Origin of the sequence: Achromobacter sp. Root565 (assembly GCF_001427425.1) — a bacterium.
In the GTDB taxonomy this organism is placed as follows: Bacteria; Pseudomonadota; Gammaproteobacteria; order Burkholderiales; family Burkholderiaceae_B; genus Achromobacter; species Achromobacter spanius_D.
Window position 1 is genome coordinate 458,550 of sequence record NZ_LMGO01000005.1, and the last position, 23,976, is coordinate 482,525.

The 23,976-nt window shown below is 65.8% G+C and carries 23 protein-coding genes; 5 read left to right on the forward strand and 18 right to left on the reverse strand.

Annotated features, from left to right (window positions below; translation table 11 throughout):
* Positions 1-214: 214 nt before the first annotated feature.
* The 12 genes from ASD71_RS18735 to ASD71_RS18795 form a co-directional block, all read right to left on the reverse strand.
* The gene (locus ASD71_RS18735) at positions 215-1,699 is read right to left on the reverse strand and encodes a DegQ family serine endoprotease (RefSeq protein ID WP_056568034.1); all 1,485 of its coding nucleotides are present in this window, start codon (positions 1,697-1,699) and stop codon (positions 215-217) included.
* A gap of 38 nt (positions 1,700-1,737) precedes the next feature.
* A complete protein-coding gene (locus tag ASD71_RS18740; RefSeq protein WP_056568037.1) occupies positions 1,738-2,832 on the reverse strand; it encodes a MucB/RseB C-terminal domain-containing protein in 1,095 nt (364 codons plus the stop codon).
* Positions 2,832-3,338: a sigma-E factor negative regulatory protein gene (locus ASD71_RS18745; protein ID WP_056568038.1), complete on the reverse strand. Its 507-nt coding sequence runs from the start codon at positions 3,336-3,338 to the stop codon at positions 2,832-2,834. Before ASD71_RS18745 ends, ASD71_RS18740 begins: the two co-directional genes overlap by 1 nt.
* Positions 3,339-3,350: 12 nt before the next feature.
* Positions 3,351-3,950, reverse strand: a complete 600-nt coding sequence (gene rpoE, locus ASD71_RS18750) for an RNA polymerase sigma factor RpoE (protein WP_056568041.1) — start codon at positions 3,948-3,950, stop codon at positions 3,351-3,353.
* A gap of 492 nt (positions 3,951-4,442) precedes the next feature.
* Entirely contained in the window at positions 4,443-5,672 is a 1,230-nt protein-coding gene (fabF, locus tag ASD71_RS18760; protein WP_056568047.1) for a beta-ketoacyl-ACP synthase II, read from the reverse strand.
* Positions 5,673-5,855: 183 nt separating this feature from the next.
* Positions 5,856-6,095: an acyl carrier protein gene (gene acpP, locus ASD71_RS18765; protein ID WP_003813816.1), complete on the reverse strand. Its 240-nt coding sequence runs from the start codon at positions 6,093-6,095 to the stop codon at positions 5,856-5,858.
* A 191-nt stretch (positions 6,096-6,286) separates the two neighbouring features.
* Positions 6,287-7,039, reverse strand: a complete 753-nt coding sequence (gene fabG, locus ASD71_RS18770; protein ID WP_056568051.1) for a 3-oxoacyl-ACP reductase FabG — start codon at positions 7,037-7,039, stop codon at positions 6,287-6,289.
* Positions 7,040-7,042: 3 nt separating this feature from the next.
* Positions 7,043-7,978: an ACP S-malonyltransferase gene (fabD, locus tag ASD71_RS18775; protein WP_056568054.1), complete on the reverse strand. Its 936-nt coding sequence runs from the start codon at positions 7,976-7,978 to the stop codon at positions 7,043-7,045.
* Between the two features lie 96 nt (positions 7,979-8,074).
* The gene (locus ASD71_RS18780; RefSeq protein ID WP_056568057.1) at positions 8,075-9,061 is read right to left on the reverse strand and encodes a beta-ketoacyl-ACP synthase III; all 987 of its coding nucleotides are present in this window, start codon (positions 9,059-9,061) and stop codon (positions 8,075-8,077) included.
* Positions 9,061-10,128 carry a phosphate acyltransferase PlsX gene (plsX, locus tag ASD71_RS18785; RefSeq protein WP_056568060.1) on the reverse strand — a complete coding sequence of 356 codons (1,068 nt, stop codon included), beginning with the start codon at positions 10,126-10,128 and terminating at the stop codon, positions 9,061-9,063. Before plsX ends, ASD71_RS18780 begins: the two co-directional genes overlap by 1 nt.
* 59 nt (positions 10,129-10,187) lie before the next feature.
* A complete protein-coding gene (gene rpmF / locus ASD71_RS18790; protein WP_006218037.1) occupies positions 10,188-10,370 on the reverse strand; it encodes a 50S ribosomal protein L32 in 183 nt (60 codons plus the stop codon).
* 52 nt (positions 10,371-10,422) lie between these two features.
* Complete coding sequence (locus ASD71_RS18795; RefSeq protein ID WP_082578994.1) at positions 10,423-11,124, reverse strand: DUF177 domain-containing protein; 702 nt, start codon at positions 11,122-11,124, stop codon at positions 10,423-10,425.
* Positions 11,125-11,196: 72 nt separating this feature from the next.
* On the opposite strand from ASD71_RS18795, the gene ASD71_RS18800 reads away from it, so the two are divergent.
* The 3 genes from ASD71_RS18800 to ASD71_RS18810 are packed head-to-tail and all read left to right on the forward strand — an operon-like array spanning position 11,197 to position 13,294.
* Positions 11,197-11,799 (forward strand): Maf-like protein, encoded by a 603-nt coding sequence (locus tag ASD71_RS18800; protein WP_056568066.1) that lies wholly within the window; start codon positions 11,197-11,199, stop codon positions 11,797-11,799.
* Positions 11,796-12,506: an SAM-dependent methyltransferase gene (locus ASD71_RS18805; protein ID WP_056568069.1), complete on the forward strand. Its 711-nt coding sequence runs from the start codon at positions 11,796-11,798 to the stop codon at positions 12,504-12,506. Before ASD71_RS18800 ends, ASD71_RS18805 begins: the two co-directional genes overlap by 4 nt.
* Before the next feature lie 2 nt (positions 12,507-12,508).
* Entirely contained in the window at positions 12,509-13,294 is a 786-nt protein-coding gene (locus ASD71_RS18810; RefSeq protein WP_056568072.1) for an N-acetylmuramoyl-L-alanine amidase, read from the forward strand.
* A gap of 45 nt (positions 13,295-13,339) precedes the next feature.
* On the opposite strand, the gene msrQ is transcribed toward ASD71_RS18810, so the two are convergent.
* From msrQ to ASD71_RS18830, 4 genes are all read right to left on the reverse strand, one after another.
* Complete coding sequence (msrQ, locus tag ASD71_RS18815) at positions 13,340-13,987, reverse strand: protein-methionine-sulfoxide reductase heme-binding subunit MsrQ (protein WP_056568075.1); 648 nt, start codon at positions 13,985-13,987, stop codon at positions 13,340-13,342.
* Positions 13,988-13,998: 11 nt separating this feature from the next.
* Positions 13,999-14,961: a protein-methionine-sulfoxide reductase catalytic subunit MsrP gene (gene msrP, locus ASD71_RS18820; RefSeq protein WP_056568078.1), complete on the reverse strand. Its 963-nt coding sequence runs from the start codon at positions 14,959-14,961 to the stop codon at positions 13,999-14,001.
* Between the two features lie 72 nt (positions 14,962-15,033).
* Positions 15,034-15,702 carry an HAD family hydrolase gene (locus ASD71_RS18825; RefSeq protein WP_056568081.1) on the reverse strand — a complete coding sequence of 223 codons (669 nt, stop codon included), beginning with the start codon at positions 15,700-15,702 and terminating at the stop codon, positions 15,034-15,036.
* Position 15,703: 1 nt separating this feature from the next.
* Complete coding sequence (locus ASD71_RS18830; RefSeq protein WP_369818977.1) at positions 15,704-16,666, reverse strand: RluA family pseudouridine synthase; 963 nt, start codon at positions 16,664-16,666, stop codon at positions 15,704-15,706.
* A gap of 524 nt (positions 16,667-17,190) precedes the next feature.
* On the opposite strand from ASD71_RS18830, the gene ASD71_RS18835 reads away from it, so the two are divergent.
* Positions 17,191-20,265 carry an Rne/Rng family ribonuclease gene (locus ASD71_RS18835; RefSeq protein WP_056568087.1) on the forward strand — a complete coding sequence of 1,025 codons (3,075 nt, stop codon included), beginning with the start codon at positions 17,191-17,193 and terminating at the stop codon, positions 20,263-20,265.
* Positions 20,266-20,349: 84 nt separating this feature from the next.
* Here ASD71_RS18835 and ASD71_RS18840 read toward each other — a convergent pair whose 3' ends face one another.
* Positions 20,350-21,246: a LysR family transcriptional regulator gene (locus tag ASD71_RS18840; protein ID WP_056568090.1), complete on the reverse strand. Its 897-nt coding sequence runs from the start codon at positions 21,244-21,246 to the stop codon at positions 20,350-20,352.
* A 171-nt stretch (positions 21,247-21,417) separates the two neighbouring features.
* Here ASD71_RS18840 and ASD71_RS18845 point away from each other — a divergent pair, with 171 nt between their 5' ends.
* Positions 21,418-22,353 carry a dihydrodipicolinate synthase family protein gene (locus ASD71_RS18845; RefSeq protein ID WP_056568092.1) on the forward strand — a complete coding sequence of 312 codons (936 nt, stop codon included), beginning with the start codon at positions 21,418-21,420 and terminating at the stop codon, positions 22,351-22,353.
* A 62-nt stretch (positions 22,354-22,415) separates the two neighbouring features.
* Here the strand turns inward: ASD71_RS18845 and ASD71_RS18850 are convergent, their stop codons facing one another.
* A complete protein-coding gene (locus ASD71_RS18850; protein ID WP_056568094.1) occupies positions 22,416-23,963 on the reverse strand; it encodes a UxaA family hydrolase in 1,548 nt (515 codons plus the stop codon).
* Positions 23,964-23,976 lie beyond the last annotated feature (13 nt).

The window sequence follows — 23,976 nt, forward strand, 5'->3', positions numbered from 1 at the left end:
TGAGGCGCTGACGGGCAATGCCCGGACAAAACTGAGGGGGCGCCATGCGCCCCCTCTTGCGGCAACCAGCCATTTTAGCCGGTCTTGAGCCATTTTTTTTGCCCGGGGCGCACCCAGGGACAAAAAGCGCCCTGGGGTGACCGCACCTGGCGGCTTTCCGCCATGCCTTGCCTGGCCGCGGCGCCGGGCGGGCGCCGGCCAGTCCGGGCCGTCATCACTTGGACGCAGGCACCGCTACCCATTGCGTCTGGTCACCGCGGCGCACCAGGAGGCCCGTCGCGCGGCTCTTGTCCAGCTTGGCGACCAGTTCGCCGAACTGCTTGGCGCCGGTCACGTCGGTGTCGTTCAGCGCCAACACGATGTCGCCTTCCTGCAGGCCAGCCTTGGCGGCCGCGCCGTCAGCAACCTTCACCTGGACGCCGCCCTTGATGCGCAGCTTCTTCTGGGTATCGGCGGGCACGTCGATCACGCCCAGACCCAGCGCGTTGGTGACCTCGGGCTCAGGCGCCGGCTTCTTGCCGGCGGCGGCTGCCTTCTCGGTCGGGATTTCGCCGACCTTGACCGACAGCGTCATGCTCTTGCCCTTGCGCCAGACTTCCATGTCGGCGCGCGTTCCCGGCTTGGTCTCGCCGACGATGCGCGGCAGGTCGGACCAGCGCTTGATCGGTTCCTTGTTGAACTTCAGGATCACGTCGCCCGGCTGCACGCCCGCCTGCTCGGCAGGACCCTCGGCTTCGACGCTGCTGACCAGCGCGCCTTCGGCCTTGGGCAGGCCGATGGCTTCGGCCACATCCTTGCCGACTTCGCCGATCTGCACGCCAACCCGGCCACGCGTGACCTTGCCCGTCGTGCGCAACTGGTCGACCACGCGCATGGCTTCGTCAATCGGAATGGCCAGCGAAATACCCATGAAGCCGCCGCTACGCGAGATGATCTGGGAATTGATGCCCACGACCTCGCCGTCCAGGTTGATCAGCGGGCCGCCCGAGTTGCCGGGGTTCACCGCGACGTCAGTCTGGATGAATGGCAGGTACTCGCCGGTATCGCGGCCGATGGCGCTGACGATGCCGGAAGTGACGGTGGAATCCAGGCCGAACGGCGAGCCGATGGCGAGCACCCACTGCCCCTTCTTGAGCTTCTTGGGATCGCCGATCACGAGCGGCGTCATGTCCTTGGCTTCGATCTTGATGAGCGCCACGTCGGTGCGCTCGTCCGTGCCGATGACCTTGGCCTTGAACTCGCGTCCGTCGGTCAGGGTGACATAGATGTCCGTCGCATCCACAACCACGTGATTGTTGGTCAGGATGTAGCCGTCAGCCGACACGAAGAAGCCCGAGCCTACACCGCGCGGTACGGTGCGCTCTTCAGGCGGCGTCGGTTGCGGACGCTGCCGCGGATTGGGCGACTGCTGGCCGGGCGGCTGGAATTCGGGACCGAAGAACCAGCGGAACAGTTCGTAGGGATCGCTGCCGCCAGGACCATTGCCGCCGCCGCGCACGGGAACCGTGGCGGTCGTGCGGATGTTGACGACGGCCGGATCGGCCTTTTCAACGATGGCCGTGAAGTCGGGCAATCCGACCGCGGCAGGCGCCGTCTGCGCCACCGTTATCGGCACGTAGGCGGTGGACAGCATTGTCCCCGCCGCGACAGCCGCCAGAAAGCGCCGGAAAAAAGCGTTCGAGACCGTCATTGCTTTCATATGTCACTCCGAAATTGCTGCTTGCGGAACGGCGGGATTTATTTGGCCCCGCCCTCCGCGGGTGCGGGTGCGGGTGCCGCGGGTGCGGGTGGCACGTACTCGGTGGCCTGCGCAAGTTGTTCCAGCGTGGCGGCGGGCACTTCGCCTACCGCGGTCAGCCAGAAGTCCGCAATGCGCGCGCCATAAACATTGATCGCGCCGCGCTGGGACGCGCCGTGCGCGGGCTGGTTGTTGCGCTGGCTGTCATAGGGCTCGATGAAGACCGAGATCGCTGCCAGACCGTCGGACAGCACCATCTGGCTGACCGGCAATCCGCGCTTCATGGCGCGCGATACCTGCATGATCGTCTTGAAGCCGTTGGGCGCCGGAATGCGCCAGCCCTGCGCCGCAAGGTCCACGGGCTGCATGCTGGCCTCGAGCACCTTCCAGTCTCGGGTGTTCCAGCGCGAGGACAGCGACTGCGGATCCACTTCGGAACCGAGCCGCAGCGAAGTAAACGACACCTGCTCGACCACGCCGCGCGCGGCGTTCAGCGTCTGGGCTTTCAGCAGCAGATTGGTTTCGACGTCCGCGCACAGGCGATAGCCGTAGCGCAGCTTGTCCAGCGGCTCGATCGTGATGAGCCGGCATTCGCGGCCCGCGACGCGGTGCGGCGTGGGTTCGGTGCGGATCTTGTAGTGTTCCGACAGGTTGGCCGGATCGCCCAGCAGCAGACCGGGGAAGCGATCGCCACGGCGGCGCTCCACAAGCACGGTCTTGCGTTCAGGGATCAGACACTGCACGTCGTCGTTGTGACGCAGGTACTCGCGCGGCTGACCGTCCAGGATCTCGAGGCGCTCGCGCTCGCCGGTGCCGTCAAGAACGTGCACGAGGCGCGAGGACTGGATGACGTCGCCTTGCTGATACATGAAGACGCCAGCGTAGTCCTGCTTGCGCGCGGCCTGCTGAATACGCGTGAGAAGCTGCACGACATCTTCGGTCTGGCCGGCCGGCGTCGCGCCAGCAGCGGCCGCGGGACCGTGCGCGGCAAGGAAAGCAGTCAGGAGCGTGGCGGCGAACCAGCCGGCGCGGTGAGCCTGCCACGAAGCGGCACGTCCCAGCACCGGCCAGCGTGATGGAAGCACAAGCGCCATCAACGTCCCGCTCCGACATCGAACGACACCTGACGGACCGCGCTGGGGCCGGCCATCTGGCGATGGGCCTCCAGGTAGTCACGCAGGCCCGAGTCGTCGGAGGCCGAGGCCGGCGAGCTGGCATCGGCCAGCACGCGCACATCCGTCGCGGGCGAGCCGGTGACGTACGGCTGCGCCACCCACGCGACCGTTGCCACCGCGGCGGCGACGGCCAGGCCGGACAGGCCCATGCGCAATGGCGAGCGGCGCCGAGGCGCCGCTACGATGGGCAATTCCGCGTCCAGCGCGCGCGCCAGGCGGGCCGAGAAGGCCGCGCTGGGCGTCAGCGCCAGATCGGAATTGCGCAGGGAATCACCAATCAAGTGATAGGTGTCCCAGGTCTGACGTCCCTCTTTGGACAACAGACTGGGAAAAATATCGTCGGAATCTTCTCCGTCCATCCAGGCGGAAACCGATTCCTCCCAGGAGGACTCGGTGATCTCAACGGATTTGGCTGCTGTTTGCATGACTGCCACTCCTTACCAGCGACGCTCGACATCGGTGTCGAGCAATGGACGCAACTTGGTGGCAATGGCTTCACGCGCACGAAAAATGCGGGAGCGCACCGTACCGATCGGGCAGTCCATGCTCTGGGCGATGTCTTCGTAACTCATACCTTCGATTTCACGCAGGACAATTGCGGTGCGCAATTCTTCAGGCAAACCCTCAATGGCCGCGTTCACCGTCTCGGCGATTTCGCGGCTGGCAACCATGGATTCCGGCGTGCTTATATCCGTTAGGTTGTCGGTTTCGTTAAAAGTTTCACCGTCTTCCGTTTCAATCGCATTGGGCGCGCTAGGGCGCCGTCCCTGCGAGGCGAGCCAGTTGCGCGCGGTATTGATGGCGATGCGATACAGCCACGTATAGAAAGCGCTTTCCCCCCGGAACTGGGGCAAGGCGCGGTAGGCCTTGATGAAGGCCTCCTGCGCCACATCCTCGATTTCGGAAGGATCGCGGATCATCCGGGCCAACAGGCGGAGGATCTTGCGCTGGTACTTCAGCACCAGGAGATCAAATGCCTTCTTGTCGCCCCGCTGGACGCGCGCGACAAGCTCGGCGTCGACTTCGCGCTCACTCATGCGGCCTCCCGCATAGGACGCGCCGGGCGTGCCTGCCGCGCCGTGCCCGCGACGAGGCGCAGACGGCGCCAGGATTCGGGTCGCAGCGAGTGCTTCCAGACGGTGAGGGTGATTTTGCTAGTGGTAAAGGCCGTACTCCCGGTGGGCAAGGGCTGCAGGATAAGCGTCAGCCACGCTGGACCCCATTGCTGGTCCAGCAGCAGCGCGTCTTGCCAGCCTTGCGGCCGGCGTAGCTGCCAAGGGCCAGCCCCGGTCGCGGTACGTAGCGCCGTTACCGGGGACGGGGTGTTCCGTGCCGAGTGTAACAGCCCGGCCAGAAGGAACAGAAGGGCGAGCAGCCCGGCCGCCGTCCAGGCGTGACCATGCCAGGAAGCGGCGGTCAGCACGCTGGCCGCGGCGGCGGCCAGCGCCAGCCCAGAGAGCGCAACAGCGCCCCTGGGCTGCGAGACAGGTACGCAGAACGACCAACGCCCCCCGGCCAAGCCTTCCAAATCAGACCCGGCGAACGGCCATCGAGCCGTTGGTGCCGCCAAAGCCGAACGAATTGGACAGGCCCACGTCGATCTTCATCTGCCGCGCTTCGTTCGCGCAGTAATCCAGATCGCATTCCGGATCTTGATTGAAGATGTTGATCGTCGGAGGCGAGACCTGGTTGTACACGGCCAAGGTCGTGAACACAGCTTCGATGCCGCCGGCCGCGCCCAGCAGGTGGCCGGTCATCGACTTGGTCGAGTTGACCACCAGCTTCTTGGCGTGGTCGCCGAACGCCAGTTTCAGCGCGTCGGTTTCGTTCTTGTCGCCCAGCGGGGTGGACGTGCCATGCGCGTTGACGTACTGGACGTCTTCGGGATTCAAGCCGCCGTTGCGCAGCGCGTTGATCACGCCGCGACGCGGGCCGTCCTTGTCCGGTGCGGTGATGTGGTGGGCATCGGAGCTCATGCCGTAGCCAGCCAGTTCACCGTAGATACGCGCGCCGCGCTTCTTGGCGTGCTCGTACTCTTCCAGAACCAGGACACCAGCGCCCTCGCCCAGCACAAAGCCGTCGCGGTCGCGGTCCCAGGGACGCGATGCGGTCTGAGGATCATCGTTACGGGTCGACAGCGCGCGCATGGCGGCAAAGCCACCGATGCCCAGCGGCGACACGGTTGATTCGGCGCCGCCGGCGACCATGACGTCGGCATCGCCGTATTCGATCAGGCGTGCGGCATCGCCAATGCAATGCAGGCCGGTCGTGCAGGCCGACACCACGGCGTAGCTGGGGCCCTTCATGCCATAGGCGATCGACAGATGCCCGGAAATCAGGTTGATCAGCGAACCCGGCACGAAGAACGGCGAGATGCGCCGAGGTCCCTTGGCCAGGTACTCGACCTGGGTTTCCTCGATGCGCGGCAGACCGCCGATACCGGACCCCACGATCACGCCGATACGCTCGGCGTTTTCTTCGGTGACTTCCAGGCCGCAATCGCGCCAGGCCTGCATTCCGGCAGCCAGGCCGTAATGGATGAACGTATCCATCTGGCGGGCTTCCTTGGCCGAAATAAAGGTACTGATGTCGAAGTCTTTGACTTCGCCAGCAATGTGAGTGGTGATGGCCGAGGGATCGAAACGGGTGATGCGGCTGATGCCAGAACGTCCGTTGACGATATTGTCCCAAGCGGTGGTCAGATCATTTCCTACGGGGGAAACGATACCCAGGCCGGTGATGACGACACGTCGCTTCACGGATGACTCCTCAAACAGACAAAAGAAAGGCGGTTTTCGGGATGCGCTGCGCGTGTGGACCACATGAAGGCAGGTGAGGCATTACAACGCCCGACCTGCCGGTGGACCACACGGCACTCCAGAAACCGCCCTGATTCCAGGTTGGCCGACAAAATCGGGCAACCAGGACGATATAGGCTGAGCTTACTGCTTACCGTGCGAATTGATGTAGTCAATCGCTTGTTGCACGGTCGTGATCTTTTCGGCCTCTTCGTCGGGGATCTCGGTCTCGAATTCGTCTTCGAGGGCCATGACCAGTTCGACCATGTCGAGCGAATCGGCACCGAGGTCGTCAAGGAAGGAGGACTCGTTCTTGATCTCGGCTTCGTTGACGCCAAGTTGTTCAGCGACGATCTTCTTGACGCGCTGTTCGATGCTTTCCATGCAGATCTCCAATTGGGAAAAATCCCGCGAATTATAGCCAAGCGCGGAGTGATGCAACGCCTGACCGTGACAAAAATAACACCGCGCATTTGTTCTGTCGCCGAGACCGGCGCAGGATGACCATGTGCGGCGTTTCCGGAGAATCGCGCGCCGCCTTGCCGGTTGCCCGGCGGCGGCGCGTGATTCGTGATTTATTGCATGTACATCCCGCCGTTGACGTGCAGGGTGGTGCCGGTAATGTAACCCGCCTGAGGCCCGGACAAAAAGGCCACGGCATGCGCAATGTCAGACGGCGAGCCCAGACGGCCCAGCGGAATCTGTTGCAGCAGCGCCGCCGTCTGGTTTTCGCCCAGGGCACGCGTCATGTCGGTGTCGATGAAGCCGGGCGCCACGCAGTTCACGGTGATGTTGCGGCTGCCCAGTTCACGCGCCAGCGCACGCGCCATGCCCGCCACGCCAGCTTTTGCGGCTGCGTAATTGGCTTGGCCCGCGTTGCCGCTGGAACCCACAACGGACGTCACGTTGATGATGCGTCCCCAACGGGCCTTCATCATGCTGCGCAGCACGGCGCGCGACAGACGGAAGACCGAGGCCAGGTTGGTGTCGATAACGGCTGACCAGTCGTCGTCCTTCATGCGCATCGCCAGCGTATCACGGGTGATGCCGGCGTTATTGACGAGGATGTGCGGACCACCGCCTTCCTTGCCCAGCGCGTCGATCAACGCATCGCAGGCAGCGGCGTCGGTCACGTCCAGCACCACGCCGCGGCCACCCGACGGCGCCAGCGCTTCGGTGATGCCAGCCGCGCCCGATTCGGACGTGGCGGTGCCGACGACGGTTGCGCCGCGCGCGGCCAGTTCCAGGGCGATCGCCCGGCCAATGCCGCGGGTCGCGCCCGTGACGAGCGCGATCTTGCCCTGCAATTCGGTCGAGGTGTTGTCCATTGATCAGTTTCCGTTGACGGCAGCCAAAGCCGCTTCCAGCGAAGCAGGATCGGTGATGGCCAGGCCGGTGAGTTCGGGGTCGATGCGCTTGGTCAGGCCAGCAAGCACCTTGCCCGGACCGCATTCGATGACGTGCGTGACGCCTTGCGCCTTCATGGCGCGCAGGGTTTCGACCCAGCGCACAGGATGCCACGCCTGACGCACCAGCGCATCGCGGATGGCGTCGGGGTCGGTGGGCGAAGCCACATCGACGTTGTTGATGACCTGCACTTGAGGCGCGGACACGGCGGCGCCAGCGAGCGCGCCAGCCAGCACATCGGCGGCGGACTTGAGCAGGCTGGAATGGAACGGCGCGGACACGGGCAGCAGCAAGGCGCGCTTGGCGCCGGCGGCCTTGGCCAGTTCGCAGGCGCGCTCGACCGCGGCCTTGTGGCCGGCGATCACGACTTGCGCGGGCGCATTGAAGTTGACGGCTTCGACCACTTCGCCTTGCGCGGCTTGCGCACACGCGGCGCGCACGGCATCGTCGTCCAGGCCCAGGATGGCGGCCATGGCGCCCGTGCCGACCGGCACGGCGGCCTGCATGGCGTCGGCGCGCACGCGCACCAGGCGCACGGCGTCTTCCAGCGCCAGCGAACCAGCGGCGGTCAGCGCCGCGTACTCGCCCAGGCTGTGGCCGGCCACGACATCAGGCTTGCGGCCGCCCGCGGCGATCCAGGCGTTGTAGAAGGCGACGCCGGCGGTCAGCATGGCCGGCTGCGTGTTGGTGGTCAGATTGAGCTGTTCGACGGGACCCTGCGCGATCAGCGCGCCCAGGTCCTGCCCCAGGGCCTGCGAGGCCCGCGCCACGGTGTCGGTGACCGCCGCCACGCCGGACCAGGCGTCCAGCATGCCGACGGCTTGCGAACCCTGACCAGGAAAGACAAAAGCGATTTTCATGATTGAGCGTGTGGTTTGATTCAGTGTCTGTGTGGAATGCCAGGCGCGCTCTCAGGCCGCCCGCGGCACACATGCCGCCGCGGCCAGGGCACGCCCTTACATGCGAGCCAGTACCGAGCCCCAGGTGAATCCGCCGCCCACGCCTTGCATCAGGATGAGCTGACCCGGCTTGACGCGGCCGTCGCGGCGCGCCGCATCGAGCGCCAGCGGCACACTGGCCGCGGACGTGTTGGCGTGGCTGTCGACGGTGATGACGACCTTCTCGACGGGCACGTCCAGCTTGCGGGCCAGGAAATTCAGGATGCGCACATTGGCCTGATGCGGGATCAGCCAATCGACGTCGGCAACGGTGAGACCAGCTTCGGCGCAGGTGTCGCGCGCGGAGCGGTCCAGCACGGTGACGGCCTGCTTGAAGACGGCCTGGCCGTCCATGCGCAGGAAGGGATCGCCCGTCACGTCGCCGTAGGCCACGTTGCCCGCGGCGCTGAGGATCTTCATCTGGCTGCCGTCGGCATGCAGTTGCGCGGCCATGATGCCAGGCGTGTCGGAGGCCTTGAGGACCACCGCGCCGGCGCCGTCGCCAAACAGCACGCAGGTGCTGCGATCATTCCAGTCGAGGATGCGCGAGAACACTTCGGCGCCGATCACCAGCGCGCAGCGCGCGCGGCCCGCGCGGATGAAGCTGTCGGCGGTGGTCAGCGCGTAGACGAAGCCGCTGCACACGGCCTGCACGTCGAACGCGGCCGAGCCCTTGGCGCCGAGGTTGGCCTGCACCAGGCAAGCCGTGCTGGGAAACACGAAATCGGGGGTGGACGTGGCCACGATGACGAGGTCGACTTCGGAAGCATCGACGCCCGCATCGGCCAACGCCCGGCGCGAGGCCTCGGTGGCCAGCTGGCTGGTGGTCACGCCACGCTCGGCCAGATGGCGCTGACGGATGCCCGTGCGCTCGACAATCCATTCGTCTGAGGTGGCGATGTCGCGCGTCGCCAGTTCCGCAGCCAGTTCGTCATTCGAAACCACGCGTTCCGGCAGGAAGCTGCCGGTGCCCGCGATCACGGAGTATTTCATTGCGGTATCCATCAAGCGGTATCCCCAGCCACGTTGGGCGACGCCGCCGAAGGGCGATCGCCGGATTGAACGCGCTTGGTAATTTGGGCGACCGTCTGCGCGGTGCGCTCCAGCAGTTTACTCACTACGGCTTCGCGGGCGCGTTGCAAGGCAAAACCGAAGGCGTAAACGTCCGCGGAACCGTGGCTTTTGATAACCACGCCACGCAAGCCGAGCAAGGCCGCGCCGTTGTAGCGGCGGTTGTCCACGCGGTTGCGCAGGCGGTTCAGCACAGGCTTGGCCACCGCGCCGGCGATCAGCGTGATCAGATTGCGCTTGAACTCTTCGCGAATGATGCTGGACAGCATCTTCGCCAGTCCTTCCACGGACTTGAGCACGACGTTGCCGACAAAGCCGTCGCAGACGACGACGTCGACCGTGCCCTTGAAGATGTCATTGCCTTCGACGTTGCCGTAGAAGTTCAACGGGCTGCCGCGCAGAAGCTCGGCGGCTTCCTTGACGACTTCGTTGCCCTTGATGACTTCTTCGCCAATGTTCAGCAAGCCCACGGTGGGGTTCTCGCGGTGGTCCACCGCCTGCGACAGCGCGGCGCCCATGATGGCGAATTGCAGCAGATGCTCGGCCGAGCAGTCCACGTTCGCACCAAGGTCCAGCACCGTGGTGGCGCGGCCCGTCTGGTTCGGAATGGACGTGGCGATCGCCGGGCGGTCGATGCCGTCCAACGTCTTGAGCACATAACGTGAAATGGCCATCCAGGCGCCGGTGTTGCCCGCGGAAACGCAGGCGTCCGCCCGCCCATCCTTGACGGATTGGGCAGCGAGGCGCATGGAGGAGTCTTTTTTGCGGCGCAGGGCGACCTCGACCGGGTCGTCCATGGTGACGACTTCGGAAGCCGCCACGATCTCAATGCGATCGCGCGCCACGTTGCGGTGCTCGGAGAGCGCCGCTTCGATAGCGTCGGGAAGCCCGACCAGCAATAGCCGGGTGTCCGGAAATTGCCGGGCGAACTCGATCGCAGCCGGAATCGTGACGGGCAGACCGAAGTCTCCGCCCATACAGTCTATGGCGATGCGTATCACGGGTGCCAGGTATCAGCGCTCAGCCGAAATGGTCCGAGTACGAGTTCGGCCCGGGGGCCTTATTCGTCGGCCTTGGTCTTCAGGACCTTGCGGCCACGGTAGAAGCCGTTGGGGCTGATGTGGTGACGCAGGTGCGTTTCACCGGTGTTGGGCTCGATGGCGGTCGACGGGGCCACCAGAAAATCGTGCGAACGGTGCATACCGCGCTTGGAGGGGGACTTCTTGTTTTGTTGAACGGCCATGATGACTCCTAGAAACGGGGCGCATTGTACGCGATGCGGCCCGATGTTGATCTCAATCTTTGTGCTTCAGTTGTTCCAGCACCGCAAACGGCGACGGACGCTTGACAGCGGGCTCCTCTTCAGGAGCTTCGCTGGCCTTGGCCTGCGCGCCCGGGCATACATCATGCTTGGGCACATACGGAATGCTCAGAATGAGCTCATCTTCGATCTGGGCCAACAGATCAAAATGATGCGAACCCACCACCTTTTCAGGCAGCTGGGCCACAGAATCCCTTCCTACGCCTTCGTCGTCCTCGTCGTCGTCATCGTCGCCTTGATCGGCAAAGGAATGATCATCGTCGAGGTCGTCTTCGGATTTGACCAGTTGCAGCACGACTTCGCTGTCGACCGGATACGCAAACGGCGCATTGCACCGCTGGCACACAACCACCGGATTCGCCTTCACGTGCAGCCGCAGAATCGACTGGCCCATCAGCAAGCCGATCTTGCCTTCTTCGCCTTGCACGGACCAGTTCACAAGTCCGGCTTCACCCAGCGGTTGCTCGGGCAAGCCCTCGACCACACGGGCAAGTCGCGCCAAGGCGATCGTGCCGTGCGCACTTTTACCCAGACGGGCAAAGGCAAAGGCGTCGATGCGTTTGACGTTAGCACTCACGTCAGCATCCCCGTCAGCTTTCACGTCGGCATTCACACCAGCACCGGCCGATCCGTCCGCGCGGCGACTCGCATCGCCAAGCTTTCCCTTCGGTGTCATGTTGATGTTCCTGCAAAAATGCCGCAAAACGTTAGATAATACTGTGACTTACGTATTACCGTCAAATGCCGCATGCCCCACAAGCCTAGTCTGATCCTCGCATCCAGCTCGAAATACCGCAAAGAACTGTTGTCGCGCCTGCGCCTGCCCTTTATCGCGATTTCCCCAGATGTAGACGAAACGCCACACCCCGGCGAAACCCCCGAGGCGCTGGCGCTGCGCCTGTCCGTTGCCAAGGCAATGGCGGTGGCGGCAACGCATCCGGGCAGTATCGTGATCGGCTCTGACCAAGTGGCCACCGTGGACGGCGCCCCCATCGGCAAGCCGGGCGACTTCACGCGGGCCCAGGCGCAACTGCGCGCGCTGTCGGGCCAGATGGTGGAATTTCACAGCGCGCTGGCCGTGACGGACGGCCAGCGGGTGGAAAAGGCCGACATTGTGACGCGCTGCCGGTTCCGCCACCTGTCTGACCATGCCATTGACGCCTACCTGCGCGCCGAAGAGCCTTACGATACCGCAGGCAGCGCCAAGGCGGAAAGCCTGGGCATTGCCCTGATGGAAAGCATACAAAGCGACGATCCCACCGCCATCATAGGCCTGCCGCTGATCGAATTGACGCGCATGCTGGCAACTTTCGGACTGGATCCGCTCGACGCCCCGGGAGCGCCCGCATGACCGGCGCCCTGCACCTGATTCCCGTCAGCCTGGGCGACGCCCCGCCCGAACGCTGGCTGCCCGCCGACGTGCGCGCGCTGGCCGGCCGGCTGGACACGTACATCGCCGAAAACGCCAAGACGGCCCGCGCCTTCCTGAAGCTCATCGGCACCACCCGGCCGTTGCAGGAAATCACCATCCACACGCTGACAGACAAGGCCGACGCCGCGCAGATCAAGGCCTGGCTGGACCCCGCGAAGCGCGGGGCGGAGATCGGCCTGGTTTCCGAGGCAGGCTGCCCCGCCGTCGCGGACCCCGGCGCCAAGGTCGTGGACGCGGCGCATCGCCTGGGGATCCCCGTCAAACCATGGGTGGGCCCCTCTTCCATCCTGCTGGGCCTCATGGCCAGCGGCCTGGACGGGCAGCGCTTCGCCTTTCATGGCTATGCGCCCGTCGACCCCGGCGAGCGCGCCAAGCAGTTGCGCGCCTGGGAGCAGCACTCGGCCCGCCACAATCAGACCCAGCTTTTGATCGAGACCCCCTACCGCAACGCCGCAATGTTCGCCACGCTGATCGCAACGCTGAAGGGCGACACCAAGCTGTGCGTGGCGCGCTCGATGACGACGGCGGACGAATGGGTGGTCACGCACACGGTGGCCGACTGGAAGAAGCTGCCGGCGCCGCAGTTGGACAAGTTGCCGACGCTGTTCCTGTACCTGGCCCGTTGACCATGATCCGCCTCTTTTCCACGCTGCTTGCCGCGGCGGTGCTGGCGGGCTGCGCGGCGCGCGGCCCCGCCGGCCTGAACCTGGACACCTCGATCACCGCCGCCAGCCAGAGCAGCCGGGTGCGGTCCGTAGTCGTGCACTACACGACGGTCGACGACGCCGAGTCGCTGCGCCTGCTCTCCAAGGGCAAGGTCAGCGCCCATTACCTGCTGGACCTGGACGGTCGCGCCTATCGGCTGGTCGACGAAAACCGCGCCGCCTGGCACGCCGGGGCCAGCTCCTGGTACGGCAACGTCGCGATGAACAGCACCTCGATCGGCATCGAGATCGTCAATCCGGGCTGGACCGAAGGCAGCAACGGCGAGCGCGTCTGGCACGCCTATGACGATCGCCAGGTCCAGGCGCTGACCATCCTGCTGCGCGACATCATCCGCCGGCACGATATCGTCCCGGAGAACGTAGTCGGCCACAGCGATATCGCGCCGCAGCGCAAGGTGGATCCCGGCCCCCTGTTCCCATGGAAGACGCTGGCGGACGCGGGCATCGGGCGTTGGTACAACGAAGAGGGCGCGGCCCGGCACCTGGCGCGCCTGCAGGTCGAGGGCGTGCCGGACGTCGCGTGGTTTCAGAAACAGCTGCAGCGGCTGGGCTATGCCAGCCCGCAGGACGGCACGCTGGACCGCGCGACGATCAACACGCTGGCCGCGTTCCAGATGCACTACCGCCCTGCCCTGCACGACGGCCAGCCGGACGCGGAAACCGCGGCCATCATGCTGGCCATGCCCTAGGCGACGCGGCGTACGGGTGCAGAGGCGCGAGTGCGCACTGGTGAACTACGCCCGCCGCCGCCACCAGGCGACGATGCGCCAACCCAGCAGCACCGCCAGCACCGCGGCGTAGATCGCGGGTTCCGACAGGTCATTCTTGCCGGCCTTGTGCCACCAGTAGTGCAGGATGGCCAGCAGGCCGATGGCATAGATAGCCCGATGCAGGGTCTGCCAGCGCTTGCCCAGCCGGCGCATCGCCCACTGCGTGGAGGTGGCGGCCAACGCCGTCATCAGCACGAACGCCGAAAATCCCACCATGATGAAGGGCCGTTCGACGATGTCACGCACCATTTCGGCTGAATCGAAGCCTCGATCCCACCACACCCACGCCATGAAGTGCAGCGCCGCGTAAAAGAACGCGAACAGCCCGCACATGCGCCGCACGCGCACCAGTGCGGGCTGGCCTGTCAGCCGCCGCAACGGAGTGACAGCCAGCGTAACCAGCAGGCACACCAGCGCCCACGTGCCAGACGAACGGGTCAGGAATTCGACGGGATTTGCGGTGAGCCCGTCGTGCGTACCCAGCCAGATCCAGCGCGCGAATGGCGCCAGGCCCAGCAGAAAGAGCAGCGGCTTGAAGCGTCCAACCGTCCGGGCCGACAACTGCGCCTTCCGGGGAGCCGCAGCCGGGGCCGCGCGAGGAGCGACGGACATGAATCCGCGCCTCAGTAATTGGCCTTCAGGTCCATGCCCTGATAAAGCGACGCCACCTGATCGCCGTAGCCGTTGAACATCAACGTCTTGCGCTTGGGCGTGAACAGGCCGTCCTCACCGATGCGGCGCTCGGTGGCCTGGCTCCAGCGAGGATGCGCGACGTTGGGGTTCACATTGGCGTAGAAGCCGTACTCCTGCGGTGCGGACTTGACCCAGGACGTGACAGGCGGCTTTTCGACCAGCCGGATCTTTACCAGCGACTTGCCGGATTTAAATCCGTACTTCCACGGCACAGCCAGCCGCAGCGGCGCGCCGTTCTGGTTGGGCAGCACGCGCCCATAGACGCCAAAAACCAGCATCGACAGCGGATGCATGGCCTCATCGAGGCGCAGCCCCTCCACGTACGGCCACTCGAGAATGGCGGCGCGTACGCCCGGCATGTTTTCCCGCTGAACCGCAGTGACAAACTCGACGTACTTGGCGTTGCCGTTCGGCTCCACCTGCTTGAGCACCTCGGACAGCGAATAGCCCACCCACGGAATGACCATGGACCAGCCTTCGACGCAGCGCAGGCGGTAGACGCGGTCTTCCATCGGCGCGAGCTTGAGCAGGTCTTCGATGGTGAACGTGCGCGGCTTATTGACCTCGCCCTCGACACTCACCGTCCACGGCCGAGTCTGCAACTTACTGGCATTTTTGGCCGGTTCACCCTTATCTACGCCGAACTCGTAGTAATTGTTGTAGGACGTGATGTCCGCAAGGGACGTCTGCTTGTCCATGACGCTGAACGCGGGATTGGACTTTCCGGGCAGCGCGCCGGTTTCCTGCGCGTGGGCGGCGCGCGTGGCCCAGCCCGGCAGTCCGGCGGCGGCCGCGGCCACACCGGCGCGCAGCATCAGCTCGCGGCGTGATCGCCACACGGTTTCGGAAGTGATTTCGGACGGCAGGTAGTCGTCGGGCTTGCGTATCAGCATCGTAATCTCCGGTATGGCGCCCGCTCAATGAGCGAGCGCCTGCGTCAACCATGGACGCTGGACAGCCCTATGTTATTCCGCCGCGTTCGCGCTGACTCGGGGCAGCAGCCATTCACGCACCAGCGGCACGGTGTCGAGCACCGCTTGCGGGGCACACCCCTGAAGCTCCTTCAAGGTGTGGGCACCGTAGGTGACGCCAAGACCGTGAACACCCGCATTGCAGGCCATCTGCAGGTCGTGCGAGGTATCTCCCACCATGATGACCCGCGACGGATCGACGTCCAGTTCCTGCATCAGTTCGTGCAGCATGGCGGGATGCGGCTTGCTGAAGGTCTCGTCGGCGGTGCGGGTGGCGGCAAACAGCGGACCGAGGCCGGTCGCGGCCAGCGCGCGCGTCAGACCGACGCGGCTCTTGCCCGTGGCAACGGCCAGCCGCACATTTTGGTTGGCCAGATCGGCCAGCAGCTCGTTGATGCCGTCAAACAGGCGCAATTCGGGATCGCGCAGCAGGTAGTGGGTGCGGTAGCGCTCGAGGAAGCGCGGCAGCATGGCCTGCGTCAATTCGGGGACGGCACGGCGCAACGCGCTTTCAAGCGAGAGGCCGATGACCCAGCTTGCCTCGGACGCGGACGGCACCGCCAGATCCAGATCGCGGCAAGCGCCCTGGATGGCGGCCACGATGCTATGTGTGGAATCCATCAGGGTGCCATCCCAGTCAAAGACGACCAGCGAATACGACATATCAGGCAGACTCCAGTGTTTTCAGTATGTTCCGGCAAGCGGGCGGCAGCTCGGCGGTCAGTGTCATGACCTCGCCCGTCAGGGGGTGAGGCAGGGTGAGGCGGTGGGCGTGCAGGAACATGCGGTTGAAGCCCTGCCGCGCAAACTGCGCCCGCACCTCGTCGTGGCCGTACTTGTCGTCCCCGACGATGGGAAAGCCGCTGGCGGCCAGATGGACCCGGATCTGGTGGGTGCGTCCGGTGCGCAGCTCGGCGTCGACCAGACTGTAACCGCCAAAGCGCTGCTTCAGCGTGACAATCGTGTGCGCCGCCTGCCCGTCCGGATCCACCTTGACGCGGCGCTCGCCGGACTGCGTGGTCCATTTGGACAGGGACAGCTTGATGTGCTGGCGGTCGTTGACCCAATCGCCCTCGACCAGCGCGAAATAATGCTTGTCGCTCCGGCCCTCGCGCAGCATCGCGTGCAGGGCCAGCAGCGCGCTGCGCTTCTTGGCGACCATCAGCAGCCCGGAGGTTTCGCGGTCCAGCCGGTGCACCAGCTCCAGGAACTTGGCCTGCGGGCGCGCGGCGCGCAGTTGTTCGATCACGCCAAACGACACGCCGCTGCCGCCGTGGACCGCGACGCCGGCGGGCTTGTCCACGACGAGCATGGCGTCGTCTTCGAAGACGATCGGAAATTCAGCCGCGGGCACGGGCCGGGGCTTGCCGGGGTCCGGCAGGCGCAGGGGCGGAATGCGGACCACATCGCCCTCTTCGATCCGGTAATCGACCTGGATGCGTCCCTTGTTGACGCGGACTTCGCCGCCGCGGATCGCCTTGTAGATGTGCGTCTTGGGCACCCCCTTGCACAGCCGCATGAGGAAGTTGTCCAGACGCTGGCCGGCATGCTCGGCGCCCACTTCAACCATGCGGACGGCGGGGGCTGCTTTAGAGGCGGATACGGGGGAGGAAGTTTCTTTGCGCATTGCGGAAAGCGACATATAATCGGGACAGCCTTAAGGGGCTGAACAAGCCGCCTGGCGTAGAGATGCAACCAACACGCAACTCCGTCGAGCGCGCGGGCCGCCATTGTACTGCCTGCTCATTCAACCCCTGGGTCTCTTGGTCGCCGGCGCAACCGAGCCCTGCGGAATAGTGGTGTGGCATTCATCTTGCCCGCTGTTCCGGCAGGTCCGTTGCATGCCGCAAGCGGCTCTGAAGCACTGCAAGAATCGTCGCATATTTAAAGCACCAGCTGCGTGTGGGCAACCAATCCGACCGCAGCTGCCGTTCACAGCATTTTTTCCGTCAAACCACATTCAGTGAAGCTGACCCTCCTGCTGACAGAACCCCGTGCCCCACGGCACGACGTGCCCGCCTGACCCGCGGCGGATACGCCTGGGCGCCGCCCAGGTACGGTCCGCACCTTCTTGCCCGCTTCAGCCGCAGCCCGAGTGGCCCGAGGTCACGCGCCGATATCGGCGCGTCATGACAACGGAGAAACCCTCTCATGAAGCGCATGCTGTTCAATGCGACGCATCAGGAAGAATTACGCGTCGCTATCGTCGATGGGCAAAAACTCATCGACCTTGACATCGAGACTGCCGGCCGCGAACAGCGCAAAGGCAATATCTACAAAGGTGTCATCACCCGGATCGAACCCGGCCTCGAAGCGTGCTTCGTCAACTACGGCGAAGACCGCCACGGCTTTCTGCCCTTCAAGGAAGTTGCACGCAGCTTCTTCAAGGAAGGCGTCGACGTCCGCACCGCCCGCATCCAGGACGCCCTGCGCGAAGGCCAGGAACTGATCGTCCAGGTCGAAAAAGAAGAACGCGGCAACAAGGGCGCAGCCCTGACCACGTTCATCTCGCTGGCCGGCCGTTACCTGGTCCTGATGCCCAACAACCCCCGCGGCGGTGGTGTTTCGCGCCGCGTCGAGGGCGAGGACCGCCAGGAACTGCGCGACACGATGGAACAGCTCGACCTGCCGCAGGGCATGAGCATCATCGCCCGCACCGCAGGCATCGGCCGCAACGTCGAAGAACTGCAATGGGACCTGTCCTATCTGCTGCAGCTCTGGACCGCCATCGACGGTGCCGCGCGCGACAACTCCGCGCCCATCCTCATCTATCTCGAATCCAGCCTGGTCATCCGCGCGATCCGCGATTACTTCTCGCCCGAAATCGGCGAGATCCTGATCGACACCGACGAGATCGCCGACCAGGCCACCGCCTTCATGAGCGTGGTGATGCCGGACAACGTCCAGCGCGTCAAACGCTACCGTGACGACATCCCCCTTTTCTCGCGCTTCCAGATCGAACACCAGATCGAGACGGCTTACTCGCGCACGGTGCAACTGCCCTCGGGCGGCGCCATCGTGATCGACCACACCGAAGCGCTGGTTTCCGTGGACGTGAACTCGGCCCGCTCGACCCGCGGCGCCGACATCGAGGAAACCGCGCTGCGCACCAACTCGGAAGCGGCCGACGAAGTGGCCCGCCAGTTGCGCCTGCGCGACCTGGGTGGCCTGATCGTCATCGACTTCATCGACATGGAAGACAGCAAGAACCAGCGCGCCGTCGAACAGCGCCTGCGTGATGCTCTCCATTTCGACCGTGCCCGCGTCCAGATGGGCAAGATCTCGCGTTTCGGCCTGATGGAACTGTCGCGTCAGCGCCTGCGTCCGGCCCTGAACGAAGGCTCGCACATCACCTGCCCGCGCTGCAACGGCACCGGCGTCATCCGTGATGCCGAGTCCAGCGCCCTGCACGTCCTGCGCCTGCTGCAGGAAGAGGCCATGAAGGAAAACACCGCGGCGGTCCACGCCCAGGTGCCCGTCGACGTGGCCACTTACCTGTTGAACGAAAAGCGTGCCGACATCACCAAGATGGAAGCCCGCCTGAAGGTCAACCTGATGCTGATCCCCAACAAGCATCTGGAAACGCCGCATCATCACATCGAGCGCCTGCGCCACGACGATCCGCGCCTGGAAGAGCTGAAGACCAGTTTCGAACTGGTGGAAGCGCCCGCCACGGACGCGCCCTGGCAGCCGCGCGAAAACGAAATCAAGTCGCGTCCGGAAGCCCTGGTCAAGGGCATCACGCCGTCGCAGCCCGCCCCCGTCTCCACGCCGGCAGCACCGGCCGCCGCCCCCGCCGCGCCCGCGGCAGGCGCCGGTCTGGGCGGCCTGTTCAAGCGTCTGGTCGGCTGGCTGACCGGTGGCTCCGAACCCGCCAAGCCCGCCCCCGCTGCCGCCGAGGAAACCGCCAAGCGCGCGGGCTCGTCGCGTGGCAAGGGCCGCGGTGGCCATGATGGCCAGGAACGCCGCGGCGAACGCCACGGCTCCGACCGCAACCGCAACCGCCGCGGTGAAGGCCGTGGCGAAGGCGCCGAGGCCTCCGAAGGCGGCCGTCATCACGTGCGCGGCAACCGCCGCTCGGATGCCGAGCGCGGCGATCGCAACAACCGTGGCGAAGGCCGCGGCGAGCGCGACACGCCGGCCGCCACCCAGGCAGCCCTGGCGTCCGCCCGTCCTGAACAATCGCCCGAGCTCAATGGTGAAGACACCGGCGCCGGCCGCAATCGCCGCCGTGGCCGTGGCCGCAACCGCCGCGAGGAAGGTCAATCCGACGCGCCGATGAGCGAACAGGAAAGCATGGTCGCCGCCTTGGCCCAGACGGTCGCCACCGCGCTGCCGGACGCCAAGTCGGATGCCAAGCCCGCCGCCGAAGCCCAGGACGACGTTGACGCTGACGAGTCTGCCGACACGTTCGCCGGTGCTGAAGGCGCCGAAGGCGCCGCGGATCCCGAGCGCAAGCGCCGCCGCCGCCGCAGCCGCCGTGGCCGTCGCAGCCAGGACGAAGCCGGTTTGGCCGGTACCGACGAGCAGCAGGAAGACGGCGCTGAAGATGCTGGCGAACAGCAGGCCGAAGGCGTTGAAGCCCAAGCCGCCGCGCCCGTCCAACCGGCCGCCGAGCAAGCCGCTCCCGCCCCCGTGCAGCAGGTTCAAGCGCCGGCCCAGCCCGTGCAGACCGCCGCCCAACCCGTGCAAGTCCAGGCCGAACCGGTTCAAGCCCCCAAGGCTGAGCCCGTCCAAGCCGCGGCCGAGCCGGCAGTTGAGCCCTCGGCGCAGCCCGCTGCCGAGCCCGTGACCCAACCGGCAGCCGAGCCCGTCCAACCGGTGCAGACTGCGCCGCAAGCGACCCCGCCCGTTGCTGTGCAACCCGCCAGCGAGGCTTCGGCCCCCGCGGCGCCGGTCCAGGCCCCCGTGGAAGCGCCCGCCGCCGAACCCGTGGTTCAGACGCCGGCAGTTGCGCCCGTTGCTCCGGCCCCCGCGCCGGTCGCGCCGGCCAGCGCGCAACAGCCCATCGTGGTGCCTGCCGTTGCCCCCGCTGCCAAGGCGCAAGCCCTGCACGACGTGGTCAACGCCGCTGGCCTGAAGTGGGTGGAAACCGACCCGGAACGCCACGCGCAAACGCAGCAGCGCATTGCCTCCTCGTATACGCCGGTCCGTCTGGGCCGCGAACGCAAGCCGGTGACGCCCGTCTCGAACGAGCCGCTGGTCCAGGTCGAAACGCGCCACTAAGCCGCAAGGCCGTCAGGGCCTCGCCCTGACAGACACAGCACCCCGCACGCCGGAAACGGTCTGCGGGGTGTTTTTTTTATGGCGTCAATCGCCCGCCGAGCGGCGCGACTGCGGATCGAGCGCCCGGCCCGCCTCCTCCACGAAGGCTTCCGCCAGGGCCGAATGCGGCATATGGCGCGCCCACAGAATGCCCATCCGGCGCAGCGGCGCGCGCCCGGGCAGCAGCACGCGCTTGACGCGCCGGCTGTCGAGCCAGTCCGGCGCCCAGTCGGGCACCAGCGACACCCCCAGCCCCTCCGACACCATGCAGGCGATGCCCATCAGGCCGTCGACCTCCAGGCGCTCGCGCGGCGCGATGCCGTGCTGCCGCAGATACTGGTCGGCCAGACGCCCGCCCCAGACGTTGCGGTCGTAGCGGATGAAGGGTTGTGTGCGCATCAGCTCGTGCGCATCGTTGCCCGGCGTATCGGGCGGCGCAAGCACAACCAGCGGCTCCTCGGTCACCTGCTTCCAGGCATAGCCCTTGGACAGGTTGAACTGCGGCTTGACGATGAACGCCGCGTCCAGGTCGCCGTTGATGACGCGGTGGTACAGATGGTTGGAGGTGCCGGGTTCCATGAAGACCGCCAGCTTGGGCATCCGCCGGTACAAGCGGGCCAGCACGATAGGCATGATGCCGGTCAGGGCCGAGGCCGAGACGCCCAGCCGCAGCTCGCCGAGCGGCGCGTCGTCCGTGGCGCTGGCTCGCAGGTCGCGCACCTCGCGCAGCACGCTGCGGGCACGCTCCAACACCTTCAGGCCGGCTTCGGTCGCCTTGACGCTGCGGCCGACGCGCTTGACCAGCGTGGCGCCCAGTTCTTCTTCGAGCGTGCGCACGCGCGCGGCAATGGCGGCGGGCGTCAGGTCCAGCCGCCGCGCCGCCTCGGCCAGCGAGCCGCTTTCGATGACCGATACAAAGCTCTGCACATATCGCGTATCCACGGTCTCCCCTTCTTGTAGCTGTGTGGCGCGACGGTTGGCAGACCACAACAATTTTATGGATTGAACCCATTAAACAGCAGATGTTCGGTGGGCGGATCGGTGCCAGAATCGGAAATCGCAGCCGCGCGGCCGCGGCGCGTCCTTTTCATCCATCCAATAACGAGTAGAGACATGACGACCCCTGCCCGCATTCCCGGCGTTTTTTCTCCGGTCCTCACGCCGTTCGATGAGCGCTATCGCCCGGCCTTGGGACGCTACGTGAAGCACTGCCGCTGGCTGCGCGAGCAGTCCGTCGGACTGGCGATTTTCGGCACCAACTCCGAGGCGAACTCGTTGTCGCTCGCGGAAAAGCACACGCTGCTGGATGCGCTGCTGGAAGCGGGCGTGGAGCCGTCGGCCCTGATGCCCGGCACGGGCGCGTGCGCGCTGCCCGACGCCATCGCGCTCACGCAGCATGCCGTGCGCAGCGGCAGCATGGGCGTGCTGGTGCTGCCGCCCTTCTACTACAAGGGCGTCAGCGACGAAGGCCTGTTCCGCTACTTTGCCGAGCTGATCGAAGGCGTCGGCGACGACAAGCTGCGCCTGTACCTGTATCACATCCCGCCCGTCAGCCAGGTGCCGCTCAGTCTGGACCTGATCGACCGTCTGCTGACCCGCTATCCCGGCATCGTGGCGGGCGTGAAGGACAGCGGGGGCGACTGGGCCAACACGGCGGCGATGATCGAGCGTTTCACGCCGCGCGGATTCCAGGTCTATGCGGGCAGCGAGGCATTCCTGCTGCAGACCCTGCGCGCGGGCGGCGTCGGCTGCATCACGGCCACGGGCAACGTCAATCCGGGTCCCATCGTGGCCCTGCAGCAGCGCTGGCAGGAGGCTGACGCCGACGCGCGCCAGGCCGGGCTGAACGCCACCCGCAACGTGTTCCAGCAGTTCCCCATGATTCCCGCGATGAAGGCGGCCATCGCCTGGAAGTCGGGCGACGCGGCATGGGCCACGGTGCGCCCGCCCCTGGTCGAGCTGAACGCCGCGCAGACGGACGCACTGAAGACCGCATTGCAGGCCAATGGTTTTGACATGCCGGGCGCCGGCTCGCTGTCCGACGCCTGAGCGCCGGGTCGCGCGCGCGGACGGTCACGACTGCCCGTCCGCTGTCTGCTTTCTGGACGCGGTCAGCTCACGACGCCGATGTTCCAAGGCACGAACTCGTGATCGCCCAACCCCAGCAACTCGCTCTTGCTGCGGGCGCCCGAGGCCACGCGCAGGATCTCCTCGAAGATCCGCTGCGCCACCTCTTGCAGCGTGGCGGTACCGTCCAGGATGTCGCCGCAATTGACGTCCATGTCTTCGGTCAGCCGTTCGTACATCGGGGTGTTGGTGGCAAGTTTCAGCGACGGCACCGGCTTGGCGCCGAACATCGAGCCGCGGCCCGTTGTGAAGCAGATCATGTTGGCGCCGCCGGCGATCTGCCCCGTTGCCGACACCGGATCGAACCCCGGCGTGTCCATGAACACCATGCCCGGCTGGCGGACGGGTTCCGCGTAGCGATAGACCTCCATCAGCGCCGTGGTGCCGCCCTTCATTGACGAGCCCAGCGACTTCTCGAAGATGTTGGCCAGACCGCCCATCTGGTTGCCGGGACTGACCTTGCCGTTGATCTGCACGTCGCGGCCCGGTGAATACTCTTCCTTCCACCAGCGGATGCGCTGGACCAGCCTCTCGCCGACTTCGCGGCTTCGGGCCCGCGACGTCAACGTATGTTCAACGCCATAGATCTCCGGCGTCTCGGACAGGATGGCCGTGCCGCCGTGGCGCACCAGGATGTCCATGGCCGCGCCCAGCGCAGGATTGGCGGTGATCGACGAGAAGCCGTCAGAGCCGCCGCACTGCAGGCCGATCTTCAGGTGACGCGCGGACACCGGCTCGCGGCGCACGTCATTGGCGGCGGGCAGCATCGTCTTCACGGCAGCGATGCCGGCTTCGATCGTTTTGCGGGTGCCGCCGGTCTCCTGCATGATGAACGTCTGCAGCCGCGCGCCTGCTTCCAGGCCCTGGTCCTTGAGCAGCGCATCGAGCTGGTTGCGTTCGCACCCCAGGCCGACGATCAGCACGCCCGCGAAATTCGCATGACAGGCGTACCCGCCCATCGTGCGCCGCAAGAGGTCCATGGGCTCGCCGGACATTTCCATGCCGCAGCCCATGCCGTGACTCAACGCCACCACGCCGTCCACGTTGGGATAGGCAGCCATAACCTCTTCCGTGAATGCGGACGCAATCCGGTGCACCACCGTGGCCGAACAGTTCACGGTGGCGAGGATGCCGATATAGTTGCGCGTGCCCACCTGGCCGTTAGCGCGCACGATGCCCTGGAATTGCGCCTGCTCCGATTCGGGCAGCACGGGCGTCGGCACGTAGTCACGGGCATGTGCGTAGTCGCGGTCGAACTCCTGAAAGTCCATGTTGTGCGAATGCACGTAGGTGCCGGCGGGAATGTCCGTCGCGGCAAAGCCGATGCACACGTTGTATTTCAGGATGGGTTCGCCCGCCCGCAGATCGCGCGCCGCGATCTTGTGCCCGGCGGGCACCTGGCTGCGGCTGACCAGGTCTTCGGAAGGCACGGCGGCGCCGATGCCGATGGGCACGCGCGCCACCACGACGTTGTCGGCGGAATGCAGCCGGATGACGGGACCGGCGGCGCGTTTTTCGGTGAAGTCGATCATTTTCGTTGTCCTA